We start from the raw sequence: 14,652 nt of genomic DNA on the forward strand, positions 1-14,652 counted from the left end.
AACACTTTTTGCCCTCAATATTAATCTGGAAGCCCCACAATCTTTTTGTAGAATTTGGAAAAGCCGGAGGTATGGGAAAAAATCATAAATCTTTTTTTGGTAAAAAATGTTTAGACGAGAAAAGAAGGGAACTGTTTAAACTGTATTTTTGAATTAGTTGAGTTAACTTCAGTCGTTATAAATAAATAGAAATATGAAAAAATCATTGATAGCACTTTCACTTTTGGCGGTTGTATTTTCGGGGTGTGATGACGATCCGGCGGTGCCTGTTGTTGAAGAAAAACCAATAGTTTTGACCATTAATCACACATGGAATACGCAAGAATTGAAGTTGAAAACGTGGTACACCACGGATAATGGAGACAGCATTTATGTATCAAACCTTCGGTATCATATCAATAATTTTGTATTGATAGATGATGCCGGAAATGAGTATGCCGACGAAAAATATTATTTGATAGATTTTGTAGAAAAGCCGCAAAACAGCTTGAGTTTTGATTTGGCAAAAGGCAAAAAGATTGCAAAAATTCGCTTCACGCTTGGTGTGGCTGATTCTGCGGTAAATGCATCGGGAGCCTTGTTGAAACAATTTTTAGACCCCATGTCGTGGGGCATGGCTTCGGGCTACATCAATTTTAAGTTTGAAGGTAATTCGCCTTCATCGCCCACCGGAAATTTTTATTACCATATTGGAGGCTATCAACCTTCTGTGGCCACGGCCCGCACTCTTACTTTAGATGTTCCTGGTGATGCTTTAGAGCAGATTTTAGGCAAAAATACCATCAATCTCAACTTGGATTTGGAAGACTTTTTTCATAGCCCAAACCCAATTGATATTTCCACTTTATATGATTATGAAACTGTTGGGCAGCCTGCCGTAATGATTTCGCAAAACTTTGATTCCATGTTTTCGCTGAGCAAATAGTGAGCATTTAGGCTTAACCAACAAGGTATTTAATCGATCACGATTTTTTGACGTACTTGGTCAAAATCACGATGTTTTGACCTTCTACTTTGCCCTCAATGTACTCGGCATTGTCAGGGTCTAACCGGATATTTCTTACAGCAACGCCCCGTTTTGCCACTAAGCTGCTGCCTTTTACGTTCAAATCTTTAATAAGAACCACGGTATCGCCAGTGGCAAGCTCCGCCCCGTTGCTGTCTATATGCACTACTTTTCCATCTTCTGCACCGCTTTTTGCCCATGTCATTTCTTCATCCGTCAAATACATCATATCCAACAAATCAATAGGCCAACCTTCGTCTTTTATTTTTTGCAACAACCTATAAGATAGCACTTTAACAGCAGAATGCTCACTCCAAATGCTGTCGTTCAAGCATCGCCAGCGGGCAGAATTCATGGGTTGGTTACCCTGTATTTGCTCATTGCACTCATTGCAAACCAACACGGCATTTTCAGCAAGTTCGTCTGTTTTGGGCGAAACAATATATGCAGAAAGTTGGTCATTTCCGCCACACAATTCGCAGGCATTTGCCCTGTTTTTTAAATCATTTACTAAACTCATTGCCGCAAAGCACTTAATTTTTTTTGAAACAGAAAATTTAATTTGTTTTCAATGCATCAGGCAAATGGTGGTTAAAAAATACCAAGTGCAGCCAACATGAGCAAATCAGCTTTCTATATAAAACACCCAACGGCCTACGTGTTTTTGGAATTTTCGTTTTCAGCAAATAACGCCGCACCTACAATGCCGGCATCATTTCTAAAATGGGCAGCCACGGTGGGTGTTTTTACCGTTAAATAGTGCGAAAACTCTTCATATTTTTTGCTGATTCCTCCACCCAAAATAAAAAAATCGGGTGTGGTTATGCGGGCTAAATGATTTAGAAAAAAATCAAAACGAATTGCCCAATCTTTCAGATTTAATTTCTTTTCCTTTTTGGCTCCCGAGCCGGCATAATGCTCAATGAGCTTGTTTTTTTTATAAAACATACGGCCAAATTCAAAGTTTGGAATGAGTTGGCCGTTGTAGAAAACGCCTGTACCAATACCCGTGCCGATGGTTATGGTTATTACCTTTCCGGTTTTATCTTTTCCGGCTCCAAGTTTCATTTCGGCAAGAGCAGCCAAGTCGGCATCGTTGGCCACAAAAAATGAATTGTTACAATGATTTTTAAATAAAGTATCCACTTGCACATTCAGCCATTTTTGGCTTATGTTGCCCGATGTGAGGCATTTGCCATCTACAATAACGGTGGGAAAACTGCAACCCACAAGACCCTTCCAGTCCAATTTTTCAATAACTTCTTGAACCGAATGTGCTATTAAATCGGGTGTGGCAGGTTGGGGAGTTTCCAGTCGAATGCGTTCAGAAATTAATTGCCCGTTGGCGGTTTCCACTACGGCGGCCTTTATGCCTGAGCCGCCTATATCTATTCCTAAAACTTCCATTAACGACTTATTTTTTTGGATAGCTCTTCTAACGAAATTCCTTTTGTTTCGGGCATTTTGAAATGAACCCATAAAAGCTGAAAAACCATCATTACCCCAAAAAATAAAAAGATACCACCACCACCAATTTGGTTTAATGCCAATGGCATGAGCAACGGAATTATGGCCGCCAACACCCAATGAACGCTGGAACCCACGGCCTGACCCGAGGCCCGCAATCGGTTGGGAAACAGCTCGGCAATAAACACCCAAATGACGGTGCCTTGCCCAATGGCATGAGAGGCAATAAACAAACACAGAAAAGTGAGCGAAACATAGCCCGACCAATTATAGAAAAAAGCCAAGGCTACCATAAAGAGTGAAACAATGTATCCAACAGAACCAATATACATGAGTTTTTTTCTTCCCCAAACATCAATCAGTTTCATGCCCAATAGGGTGAAAAGCAGATTGCACAAACCAATGCCCACACTGCCCAAAAAGGCGGCATTTTGCTCAAAACCAGCCTCTATAAAAATGCGTTTGCTGTAGTATAAAATGGCATTGATGCCCGAAAATTGATTGAAAAACGCAATAAAAAAGACCAAAGCCAAGCCGATTCTATATTTTTTGGAGAAAATGGTGTCGGTGGTTTCTGATTGTGGCGGAATTAAGGCATCAAACTCGTTGGTGGTTGGGTGCAGAATGAGTTGTTTTTCGCTATCGGTCAATTGCAACAACTCCATACTTTTTGTGGCTTCTTTGGTTTTGCCCATGCTAAAAAGCCAACGCGGACTTTCGGGCAAAAACCAAACCAATCCGCTATAAATCAATGCGGGGAGGGCTTCAATGCCTATCATCCATTGCCAACCGCTGTTGGCCATAAAATAATTCGATAAAAAAGCAATTAAAATGCCGCACACAATGCTTAGTTGATACAAGGCTACCATTTGCCCACGTTTGGCAGCAGGCGATATTTCGGTAATGTATGCCGGTGCAGCGATGGTGGAGGCACCCACCGCCAAACCGCCAATAAAACGAAAAAAGGCAAACATCAAATAATTGGTGGCCAAAGCCGAGCCAACCGCTGAAACAAAAAAGAAGATTCCAATAAAAAAAAGTGTGTTTTTCCGTCCGTATTTGTCGGTTGGAAACTTGCCAAAAACAGCACCCAACACCGTTCCCCAGAGGGCAGAACTCATCACCCAAAAGCCGTGTTGCCAATCGGAGAGTTGCCAAATACGCTGCAAAGTATCTTCCACCCCTGAAATGACCGCCGTATCAAAACCAAAAAGAAATCCGGCCAATGCCACGGCAAACGACCATGTAAATGATTTGTTCATAGATTTCAAAAATAGGGAAAAGTAACGTAGCCCCGTGCCATTGTAGCCCCGTGCCTCGAGGCACGGGGCTACTGAGACACGGCTACAATGGCACGGGAGACAAAAAATCTACATTTTTATTAATCTGTTTTTTGAAATTGAATTGCCTACGGCAATTTCCAAAATGTACGTTCCGTTTGATAGTTCATGCGTGTCAATGGTATCAAAATTTGTATCAACTTGACCGTGCATTACCATTTTACCTGACATATCCGCAATACGAAAGGAGATTGGTGGATGGTTCTTTTCTACGTCAATAAACAATACTTCATTAAACGGGTTTGGGTATAGTTTAACAGTATATTTATTTTCAAGATTGGTTATGCCAACGTGGTCAGAAAAATACACCACTATGGTGTCTCGGGCTTTGCAGCCGTTGCTTGCCGTTACTTCTGTCCACACCACTTTTTTATAAATGGTTTTATAATTCCGTTCTCGCAAAAGCACGTGGCTGGTGTCTCCTCCGGGAATAGTCCATACATATTTTGAGAATCCTACGCCGGGCGAGAGCCACACCGAATCGTTGTTTTTTAGATAAACATCTCCACCCAAATTTGGAGAGGGTGCCTGAAGAATGTTTAATTGCCGACTACCGAAAGTGTCTGTAACGTTGCATTCCTGTTGGTGGGTTATCAGGCGGTAATATCCGGCTTTGGGGTTTATTAAATTATCTTTGTTAAACGAAGAAGCGTTTAGGTCGTTCCAAGAGGTATTGTTTGTACTGTATTGCCAACGGTAGTTTACATCATACCCACAAACGTTTGGGTTAAATGGGTCTAAATTGTTGGAGCAAAGTGTGGTGTCTTTCCACGGAGTTTCCAATAGAGTATATCCTTTAGGGCCGGAAATTTCATAGGGGCCAATGTCCATCGTTCCGCATTGAATACGGGCATTTCCTGCTCTATCCACACCATTCCATATATTGAGTGGAACAGGAATATGAAAGTTTTGGCCACGATTGAACACATCGGAGGTATCACACGTTTCCACCACATGAAAATCGACATCCAACGAAGCATAGTCCACACCAATGCCTTGAGGTGGTTTTACAAAGTTTACTTTTTGGGTGTATAGGTTTTTGGTCTCGGAAAAGGGAACGGTGTCTGACCTGACAAGTGAATCGAAACCAATCCTAAGTGTAGAATATGTTCCACCCTCTAAAATAGAGTTATTACATTTTCCAGGAAACGGTTCTCTGTTTTCTGACCCGATAAAGTTGGCAACACCACCTAAATAGTCCTTATTATCTTGAACAATGCTGTTGTACAGATTAAGTTGCCCTCGATTACCAACACCAAGACCGTAAGAATATGACCAAGGGGCACCATTTTCAAATTCAGGGAAAGGTTTGGTGCTATCAATTCTTCCATTAAAGGCTATCACGGAGTTTAACAGATTAATATCGGAGTTAAAAAATGAGTAAAATCCTCTCCAGTTGTTGTGGATTAAACTATTAACTACATAAACTTTAGTAGATTGGGTTATGAAAATGCCATACCCTCTTTGTCCGGCAATTAGAGAATTACTATAGGTTCCGTGAACTCCTTGTGAAATGAATATGCCTTGTGCCATTTTGTTATTTATCAATTTACAATTGTCAACAACCATATCGTTTGAACCACCATTGTTGTTAAAACATAAGACAACACTCCCCGAAAGACCATCAAGGCATTCGTTCTCAATAAAATCGCAATCCCTTACATAAAAGCGGACGTGGTTGCTGTAACTACCGTTTAAGGCAAGTATTTCTTTATCACGTATTTTATTATTTTTTACTACACAGCGTTCCATCCAAAAGGTATCCAGTTTAAGTTCGTCATAGTATGATCCACCATAGCGTATAATAGACCCTGCATCACAAAAGTTATTTTCAAAAAGACAATCTAATATTTTCACCCTGTTTCCGTCAAATCCAACCAAACCAGATGCTCGTGCGGTTTCATTGTAATCAATATAGTCAGGTGCAATACTCATATTAAACTTGAAATTTGAAGATTTAATTTCAACATCTGAGAAATTTGAGACAATGCAACTTCCATAAGGCCCATATCCCTGTGCTGGGTGAGTGCTGTTTGAGTCATAGGCTCTGTTTCTTACAAATTCACAATCATTAATTCGACAGGTACTGTAGAATAGTCGCACGGCTCCTCCCGACAGAGAAGTATTATTGAAAAAATCACAAAAAGAGAATCGTACATTATCAACCGAATCCAACAATACAGCCCCAAAGTCCCGCCAAGGGTCAGGAGTTATTTGGTAGGTGTACGAAAAAGTACAATGCTCAAAAAGGTTGCTATCAGCACCTTGTTCATTTTTAAAAATTTGTATGCCTCTCCATCCGTTGTTGGTGTCTTTTGCGGTAAATACAATGGGTTGTGCGGCAGTGCCTAATGCTTGCAGGCTGCCTTCCACATTTAGGTTATATGCTCCGTCAAATAAAATTTGCACCCCGGGTTTTACCACAAGGGTTTTTCCTTTGGGCACGGTAATGGTGGCTTTAACAATATACGGGGAACCGCTTTTTAATAACTCTCCACTAACATCTCCGCCGTTGAGTGTTGTTTGTGCCAACGTTTTTTCAATAGAAAGGGCAAAAAGTAGAATGAATATCAGTTTAAAAAAAAATCTATGGCTCATAATAATTCAAATTAAGGAATATTTACACGAATAGCCAAAGGCTTCGTTTGAATAAGTCAAATCAACCTCCCAATAAGTAACGGGACTTCAAACCAACCAACCAAACAAAAGTTCTATGCATCAAAGCATCTAATCATCTAATCATCTAATCATCTAATCACCTAATCACCTAAAAACATATATTCGCAGCCCAAAGTTAAGAATAATGACAGATATAGAAATTGCACAATCGGTAAAGATGCAGCACATCAACGATATTGCTGCCAAATTGGGAGTAAAGGCAGATGACCTTGAGCAGTATGGAAAATACAAGGCTAAGTTGCCGTTGAATCTGATAGACGAAAACAAGATAAAAAACAGCAAATTGGTGCTTGTAACGGCTCTTACGCCTACACCTGCCGGAGAGGGAAAAACCACTGTTTCTATCGGTCTAAACGAAGGTTTGAACAAAATAGGCAAAAAAAGTGTGGTGGTGTTGCGTGAGCCATCTTTGGGCCCTGTGTTTGGCATAAAAGGCGGTGCTGCTGGGGGTGGTCATTCGCAGGTGGTGCCTATGGAAGACATCAACCTACATTTTACCGGTGATTTCTCGGCCATTGAAAAAGCCAACAACTTGTTGGCAGCTTTGATAGACAACAACATTCAAAGCAAAACAAGAAGCCTAAATATCGACCCCAGAACCGTTATCTGGAAACGGGTAATTGATATGAACGACCGTGCGTTGAGAGACATCGTTATTGGTTTGGGCGGCAAAGGAAACGGCGTGCCTCGCGAGGACGGTTTTAACATTACTGCTGCTTCCGAAATTATGGCCATACTTTGTATGTCGAACAATTTGGAAGATTTGAAGCAAAAGCTGGGCAGCATTTTTGTGGGTTATACCTACGACAACCAACCGGTATATGCCCGCGATTTGAATGCCGAAAACGCTATGACCATCTTGTTAAAAGATGCAGTAAAACCTAACCTGGTACAAACATTAGAAGGCAACCCGGCCATTATTCACGGCGGGCCATTTGCCAATATTGCACAAGGCACAAACACCATTTTGGCCACCAAAATGGGACTTTCGTTGGGAGATTATGTGGTTACAGAAGCCGGATTTGGTGCAGATTTGGGGGCCGAAAAATTCCTTGATATCAAATGTGGATACGGAAAACTTCGTCCGGAAGCATTGGTGTTGGTAGCCACCATCCGTGCTCTTCGCCATCATGGAGGTGCACAACCAGAGGAATACAACACACCAAGTGTGGAGCGGGTGCAAAAAGGGTTTGAAAACCTTGAAAAACACATTGAAAACAGCAAAAAATTTGGGCTAAACCCCGTTGTAGCCATCAATAATTTCTACACCGACAGCCAAGAAGAAATAGATTGGTTGATAGAAAAATGTGCATCAATAGGTGTGCAAGCTGTTTTGAGCAAGGGCTGGGCTGACGGCGGAAACGGTACTCAGGATTTGGCAAAAGCCGTTGTTGCAGAAATAGAAAACGGAGCCAACAATTTTAAAGCTCTTTACGATTGGAATGCTTCGATAAAAGAAAAAATAGAGACCATTGCCAAGGAAATTTATGGAGCAGATGGCGTGGACTATACCTCAAAAGCAGAAGCCGGAATACGAACCATTGACAAATTGGGCTTGTCCGCATTGCCTATTTGTATGGCCAAAACTCAAAAATCATTTAGCGACAACGAAAAGAAAATTGGTCGGCCAAGAGGATTTAGAGTTACCGTTCGCGAATTTGAAATTGCCGCCGGAGCCGGATTTGTTATCCCTATTTTGGGCGATATGATGCGTATGCCGGGCTTGCCTGCCGTTCCTGCCTCAGAAGGAATGACAATTGATGCAAATGGTGTTATAAGCGGTTTGAGTTAAGATTAGAGCCTACATTAAATGAATAAGTGGATTTATCTTTTTGTGGCGGTAGCATTATGGTCGTGCACCGATTCAAAGGAAAAATTGGCTGAAAAGATTGCAGCCCTCGAAACTGGGGAAGTGCAAAATGCAGAAACCAAAAAGGAGTTAAATGCTTTGTATGAGCAATATGCATTGAAATATCCGGATGATTCTGCCAGTCAATTTTATACCGAAAATGCGGCCATGTATGCCTTTTTGACAAACGATTTAGACAGGGCGTTAAAACTGTCTGAAAATAGCTTGAATCGTTATAAAAACAAGGATATAATGCCGGTTATCGCCAAGATTTACGGTTTGCAGGGCAAAAGCGATTCGTGTTTGGCCGTGTTTGAAAACTACGCAAAGTTGGATGGGAAAAAGCTTGAATTTGCCGATGCTCGGATATATGTGGATAATTTGACAAAAGTATTAAAAAGTAAAAAGGATGAAGAAATATCCAAATTTGTAAGCGAAAAGGCAGCATTTGTAGAGAGTCAAGTTGGAGTAGAGCCACTTATTCCGTTGTTTGAAATGGTTTATAACACCTACCCAAAAAATGAGTTTTCACCGCTCGCCATGGCACGCCATGCCGAGTTTTTATCAGAAATAGGCAATGTAGAGCAAGCCACGGCTATGTTTCAAAAATTGATTGCTACCTATCCGGATACGCAACTGGCAAAAGATGCCCAGATAATGATAGACAACAATATGATTGGAAAAACAGCAGAAGAGCAAATGCAAATAATCATGAAAAAGAAAGGAGTTTAACCTTTTCTATTATTGTTTATTTATGGTTTTTCGTAATATTGTTCCGATTTACAATGTAGTACTTAATAATTATTATAACATGAGCAAATTTGATGAAGCAATGGACACCTACAAAGGTGAGATGGACAAATTGGGTATTAAATATGATGCCAACTTGCTACAAGCCGTAGCCAAAGGTTTAGGTCCGTCAATTTACAACAACGATGCAAATAAAGTTTCTTGCTCGCAAGAGTCAGAATTGGAGACAGTTAAAAAGAACTTTTTAGTAGGAAAGTTAGGCCTGTCTGAATCAGATGATTTGGCGGGTGCATGCAGTAAAGTTTGTGAACAAATGGGTTCTTCAAACCGAAATAAATACCGAGCCATTTTCTATTATTTGTTGGTTAAACATTACAAAAAAGAAAACGTTTACGCTTCGGCATCCTAAATAAAAAATGTTTTTCAAAAGCCGTCTTCTTGTAGGGCGGCTTTTCTTTTTACCCTTTTCAGAACCTCACAAACCGAACCACACTATCCATAAATCTACAAAATACTACCTCTCAACCCCAACTTTTTAAATATGATTATCTGATTGTTTCGCGTACATTTGAAATAAAAAGAAACCTCGGGTTTTGTCTGAGAGAGAAATAAAATATCGGCCTCCGTTGAATTTTTGCAAAATAACAGCCGTTGTTTTTGCATTAGTTTGTTTGGCGTTTCCTTTGCACGCTGATCAACCCAAAGAGAAAAAACACCAAAGTAGGGAACACTTTTTTGCCAAGTTTTATAAGTGGATGCTTATTGAATACAGCAACGATATGTGCCAACGGATTAATGTTGATTTTAATGTATTAACCGAAAAAGGTAAACAACAGATTATGGCGGATAATCATATTGGCACGGCGGCCATTTTGCTTTATGAGTTTGCCACCGGAGAAGGGCCTGACACAAGATACTATATCGACTCATCTTCTTTTATTGACGAGATAAAAAACGGCTCGGCTGTTGATTGGATTTTGAACCAATATCTGTTGAGTTATTCAGAGAACGAGTACCTACAAAAATTTGACAGCAGCAGCAATCTTCTAAATTGTAGGTATCAGTTTTCGCCTTTGATAGAACCTAATACGTGGAAATTTGCAATAAAACAGCACGTTCAAACCCTTCGGCAAAAAAACATTTCGCAGTTTGTTTTGGGTAGTGTTAATGCCGATGTTTTCTACATAAGCGATTCAACACTTGGAGTACATCTTTGGAATATGACTTCACAAAAATCACTTCTTTGGGGTTTAGGAAAACGGGTTCAACGTCCAATTTTGTTGGGTACTATAACACAGCATATTGTGTTTGAACTAAGCCTCGAGGAAATAAAAGAGCATGAAAAAAGGGCAACCAAATAGCTGCCCTTTTCTTATTTAGAAATTTTAAACTTCTTAATTTACAGAAGAATCAATATTAACAAAGGAGCGATTGTTTTTCCCTTTTTTGAAAACAACCACACCATTGGTCAAGGCAAATAGGGTATGGTCTTTTCCAATACCAACGTTATCTCCTGGGTGGTGTTTTGTGCCACGTTGTCTAACAAGAATATTGCCGGCTACCGCTTGTTGGCCGCCAAAAATTTTAACGCCTAATCGTTTACTGTGCGATTCTCTACCGTTTTTCGAGCTACCCGCTCCTTTTTTGTGTGCCATTGTTTTATCCTTTTATTGATTCGATTTCAATTTTTGTATAATCTTGTCTGTGACCGTTTTTAACACGGTAACCTTTTCTTCTTTTTTTCTTAAAAACGATAACTTTATCGCCTTTTACATGCTCCAAAACTTTGGCCGAAACGGAAGCTCCTTTCACTTGTGGTGTTCCAACATTGGTTTTTCCATCGTTATCCACCAACAGAACTTTATCAAAATTCATAGAGTCTCCGCTGTCGCCACTCAACTTATTTACATACAGTTGCTGGCTGTTTTTAACCTTGTATTGCTTTCCGGCTATTTCTACTATTGCAAACATCGTCTTTTATTAAGGGCTGCAAAGGTAAATTTATTTTTCAAAAAATCATACAATTTGTTAAGATGTTGATTAGAATCGTTTTTCGGGGAAAAAGCCATTACGCTGAACATTTTTTTAGACTTATTTTCGCCACATGGCTTTATGGCATGGTTTATTGGCCGGGTTAGGCATGATGATTTTTATTGGGCCGGTATTCTTTTACCTGTTGCAAACTAGTTTGCAATATGGCACAAAGAGCGGTTTAACTGCGGCTTTCGGAATTTTTACAAGTGATATTTTGGCCGTAGTTGTTTGTTATCAATGGGCTTCGGTGCTGTTCGAAGGGGGCGAGAATAAATTTTGGTTGTCAATCATCGGTGGGTTTATTTTGGTTATTTTTGGTTTAGGTTATATTTTTAAACCTTCAATACCAAAAGATGTTGATATTCATCATGTGAGCAAAGGAAAATATGCTTCTTTTTTTACAAAAGCCTTTTTGATAAATATTGTAAACCCCTTTGTTTTTGGGGTTTGGACCGCCATTATTGGCTTGGCCGAAAAAGATTTTGGGCAAACCAATCAAGTAAAAATTTTTATGGCTGCGGCATTGTTTGGCGTTGTTTTTACCGATTCCTTAAAGGTGTTGGGTGCCAAATATTTGAGAAAATTTATCGAACCTACATTTCTCAGAAAACTTTATTTGGTTATCGGGCTTTTATTAATAGCCTTTAGCATCCGACTTTTTGTTTTTGCCGCCCAAACTGCTTTGTGATTTCCGGTCTTCGACTTACTTTTGATAAAAAACAGAAAATATGGGATTATTAATTTTACTTTTAGCGGCACTTGTGCCAATGGTTATCGGTTTTATTTGGTACAATCCAAAGGTAATGGGCAATGCTTGGATGGCAGAATCAGGCATGACCAAAGAAAAGGCAGAAGGAGCAAATATGCCGTTGGTTTTTGGTCTTTCGTTTGTGTTTGCGTGCCTCTTGTCTTTTGCAATGCACAGTATGACTATTCATCAAATGGGTGTTTATTCCATTTTTAATGGCGACAAAAGCCAACTTGATTACATTGATTTTATGTCTAAATATTCCGAAAATTTTAGAACCTTCAAACATGGTCTATTTCATGGAATAATTGGCGGATTGGTAGTTGCGTTACCCATTTTGGCCACCAACGCACTTTTTGAGCGTAAGAGTTTTAAGTACATTGCAATAAACGCTGGATATTGGATGATTACTTTGGGAATTATGGGTGGCATTATTTGTCAATGGTCACCATGGCCAGGTTCTTTGTAGTTCATAGATATGGTTTGGTAGAAAATAAAAAGACCTGCCTTGTTTTTAAAATCGGGCAGGTCTTTTTTTTATTTCACAAAAACCTGACTTTTATCTCCAAACGCCCGTCTATAAAGCATTCCAATTAATTTCGGAAAATCAGACTTATCAAAATCCGGCTTTTTTCGTTTCACGACAATTTTTCCATTTTCGTTTATCAATTCATTCATAAAAACAATTACACCGCTGTTTTCGTAACTCTCTCCAAACCGCAAATCGCACAAATAAAGGTGGTTAGAATCTTGTTGAACCACATACCAATTTTGGGTTAAAAAAATCAAACGTTTCACTTGATCTTCATTTTCATAAGGCTTTAACAAATCATAATTTTTTGGGTAGCTATGAAATTGAATGTTGCGGTCTTTGTCAAAAATGGAATAATAACCAATTAGAAATGAATCCTTTACATCAACAGTGGCCGTCCATAAAAACCCGTTTCCAAAAGTTGGTTTATTTGAAAAGTGTGCATATTCAATATTTTTTTGACTGAGATTTTTTTCAAAAACAGATTTTGTATAGAATTTAAAACCAATGGTTAAAAGCATATAGGCACTGCTTATTATCAAACCAAGATTATTCAACCTTTTGCGATTTCGGCTACCCCGTTTGGCTAAAAGTGCCATAATAACCAACACCAAAAAGGGGAGGGTATAGGCGGGGTCAACTACGTTTATGTTGTTGTATGCAATCCGCAAATCGAACGGCCAAAAAAATTGGGTACCCCATGTGGTATGACAATCAAGCAGCGGGTGGGTGACCAGCGTGAGAAAAAACATCCACGACCATTGTTTAAAGCTCGCTTCGTTTTTTCTTTTTTCGTGAAACTTAAACAGTAGCCAACCCAAAATAGGTGCCAATACCGAACTAAATATCAAGCTATGCGATATGCCTCTATGAAACTCTTGTGCCGAAATATCATCCATAAAAAAACGGCCAATCACATCAAGGTCAGGAATAGTGCCTGCAATGGCACCCCAAAGCATGGCCTTATTTCCAACCTTTTTGCCAAGAGTGGCCTCACCTACGGCAGCACCTAAAACTATCTGAGTTAATGAATCCATTTATTGATAATAAACTGCCTTAAACGGTTTGCGAATTTCAAACTGGCTGGGTGCTATTTTGCTTACAAATGGTTTTATCAATTTGTTGGCAATGCTGTTTCGATGTTTTATTAGAAGTTTCATGGGTATGGGTTCGGCACCAATGCAACTTTTTATCTCTTCGGCGGTTCGGCCAAGCCACAATTCGGTCAGATTATGCTCAAAACATAGTTTCACAAAGTCGCACAGCATACGTTGATAGATGGCAAATTCGTGGTTTTTATCATAATCAATACCCACAAAATTAGCATCAAAAATATTCTTGAATTTAAAACCAGAACTAAATCCAACCATTTTGTTTTCAATGAAATATCCGGTAAAAACAAAGTTGTTACCCATGTTTTTGGCCATCTCTGCAAAGGTTTCGGCTTTTATTTCTGCAAAACGGTAGTTGGCCAAACCAACAACATTTTTGTATAATTGGTTGATGTCGTCAATATGTTCGACTATTTCCGATTGGTTCATTACGCGAGATTGTACGGCCTCAGATTTTTTATAAATGCTCTTTGCCTTGGTTCTAAATTTGGTAATCATGGCTTCCAGATAATCATCGTAGGTTTTCCATGATTCATCAAAATGCAGAACCATGTTTACATCAATCATAAATTCGATAAAATCTTCGTGGTTCATTTCTTTGACATAACTGAAAGATTCAGGCCAAAAGTCTTTTAGCAATACCACAGAGACATCGTTTTTAGATTTCTTTTCATCGCGTTTTATTCTATCCAATGCCCTACTTAAGTTGACTTTTCCCAATTCGGGGTCAACTGTTGGGCAAAACAAATAGCCGTTTTCTCCGGTAGAAAATGCGTTGCCACAAAGCAAAACCCGTGCTTCCATTTTGCTAAACATTTTTTCGGAGAATAATCCGTTAAATCGGTTTTTTAAATCAGAAATGTTGAAATCGCTCAGATCAAATTTTAGCAATTGCACAATGGCCACCCCAACTGGTTCAAAATGTCCTGCAGATTCTGAACGATAAAATAAAATGTACCTAAAATCGATGGTATCGGATAAGGTGTTTTCGAGAGATTTGAGATAACCAGACAAAAGATAAACGTTATTATCAGCCACCAAACCATCCCACTGAGCTTGATTGACCAGATGTATCGAATCAAAAATACTTAGTTTTAAATCATCCGTTTTTGAGGATATTGTGCTGCAATGCATA

The 14,652-nt window shown here is 39.4% G+C and carries 15 protein-coding genes; 7 read left to right on the plus strand and 8 right to left on the minus strand.

All coding sequences use genetic code 11. The features are described from left to right. Positions 1-193 precede the first annotated feature (193 nt). The gene (locus H6607_05170; GenBank protein ID MCB9261747.1) at positions 194-925 is read left to right on the plus strand and encodes a hypothetical protein; all 732 of its coding nucleotides are present in this window, start codon (positions 194-196) and stop codon (positions 923-925) included. Positions 926-962: 37 nt separating this feature from the next. Here H6607_05170 and H6607_05175 read toward each other — a convergent pair whose 3' ends face one another. The 4 genes from H6607_05175 to H6607_05190 all read right to left on the minus strand — a co-directional run bounded on the left by H6607_05175 (position 963) and on the right by H6607_05190 (position 6,411). Next, positions 963-1,526, minus strand: a complete 564-nt coding sequence (locus tag H6607_05175; GenBank protein MCB9261748.1) for a PhnA domain-containing protein — start codon at positions 1,524-1,526, stop codon at positions 963-965. A gap of 134 nt (positions 1,527-1,660) precedes the next feature. Next, positions 1,661-2,413, minus strand: coding sequence for an ROK family protein (locus H6607_05180; GenBank protein ID MCB9261749.1), 753 nt, complete (start codon positions 2,411-2,413; stop codon positions 1,661-1,663). Next, complete coding sequence (locus tag H6607_05185) at positions 2,413-3,735, minus strand: sugar porter family MFS transporter (protein MCB9261750.1); 1,323 nt, start codon at positions 3,733-3,735, stop codon at positions 2,413-2,415. Before H6607_05185 ends, H6607_05180 begins: the two co-directional genes overlap by 1 nt. 108 nt (positions 3,736-3,843) lie before the next feature. After that, positions 3,844-6,411, minus strand: coding sequence for a right-handed parallel beta-helix repeat-containing protein (locus H6607_05190; protein MCB9261751.1), 2,568 nt, complete (start codon positions 6,409-6,411; stop codon positions 3,844-3,846). Between the two features lie 205 nt (positions 6,412-6,616). Here H6607_05190 and H6607_05195 point away from each other — a divergent pair, with 205 nt between their 5' ends. The 4 genes from H6607_05195 (at position 6,617) to H6607_05210 (ending at position 10,452) form a co-directional block, all read left to right on the plus strand. Next, positions 6,617-8,284, plus strand: coding sequence for a formate--tetrahydrofolate ligase (locus H6607_05195; protein MCB9261752.1), 1,668 nt, complete (start codon positions 6,617-6,619; stop codon positions 8,282-8,284). Positions 8,285-8,302: 18 nt separating this feature from the next. Continuing rightward, positions 8,303-9,073 carry a hypothetical protein gene (locus H6607_05200; GenBank protein ID MCB9261753.1) on the plus strand — a complete coding sequence of 257 codons (771 nt, stop codon included), beginning with the start codon at positions 8,303-8,305 and terminating at the stop codon, positions 9,071-9,073. A 79-nt stretch (positions 9,074-9,152) separates the two neighbouring features. Beyond that, positions 9,153-9,500 carry a DUF2853 family protein gene (locus tag H6607_05205; protein MCB9261754.1) on the plus strand — a complete coding sequence of 116 codons (348 nt, stop codon included), beginning with the start codon at positions 9,153-9,155 and terminating at the stop codon, positions 9,498-9,500. A 262-nt stretch (positions 9,501-9,762) separates the two neighbouring features. Further along, positions 9,763-10,452 carry a hypothetical protein gene (locus H6607_05210; GenBank protein ID MCB9261755.1) on the plus strand — a complete coding sequence of 230 codons (690 nt, stop codon included), beginning with the start codon at positions 9,763-9,765 and terminating at the stop codon, positions 10,450-10,452. 33 nt (positions 10,453-10,485) lie between these two features. Here the strand turns inward: H6607_05210 and rpmA are convergent, their stop codons facing one another. After that, complete coding sequence (rpmA, locus tag H6607_05215; GenBank protein ID MCB9261756.1) at positions 10,486-10,746, minus strand: 50S ribosomal protein L27; 261 nt, start codon at positions 10,744-10,746, stop codon at positions 10,486-10,488. A 4-nt stretch (positions 10,747-10,750) separates the two neighbouring features. After that, positions 10,751-11,062, minus strand: coding sequence for a 50S ribosomal protein L21 (gene rplU / locus H6607_05220; protein MCB9261757.1), 312 nt, complete (start codon positions 11,060-11,062; stop codon positions 10,751-10,753). 133 nt (positions 11,063-11,195) lie between these two features. Between rplU and H6607_05225 the strand changes: the two genes are divergently transcribed. Then, a complete protein-coding gene (locus H6607_05225; GenBank protein ID MCB9261758.1) occupies positions 11,196-11,813 on the plus strand; it encodes a LysE family transporter in 618 nt (205 codons plus the stop codon). A gap of 40 nt (positions 11,814-11,853) precedes the next feature. Further along, positions 11,854-12,342 (plus strand): DUF1761 domain-containing protein, encoded by a 489-nt coding sequence (locus H6607_05230; GenBank protein ID MCB9261759.1) that lies wholly within the window; start codon positions 11,854-11,856, stop codon positions 12,340-12,342. Between the two features lie 68 nt (positions 12,343-12,410). Here the strand turns inward: H6607_05230 and H6607_05235 are convergent, their stop codons facing one another. Then, a complete protein-coding gene (locus H6607_05235) occupies positions 12,411-13,442 on the minus strand; it encodes a metal-dependent hydrolase (protein ID MCB9261760.1) in 1,032 nt (343 codons plus the stop codon). Beyond that, positions 13,443-14,651 carry a hypothetical protein gene (locus H6607_05240; protein ID MCB9261761.1) on the minus strand — a complete coding sequence of 403 codons (1,209 nt, stop codon included), beginning with the start codon at positions 14,649-14,651 and terminating at the stop codon, positions 13,443-13,445. It abuts the gene before it with no gap. Position 14,652: the final 1 nt, after the last annotated feature.

It is taken from the genome of Flavobacteriales bacterium, from assembly GCA_020635395.1.
In the GTDB taxonomy this organism is placed as follows: domain Bacteria; phylum Bacteroidota; class Bacteroidia; order NS11-12g; family UBA9320; genus UBA987.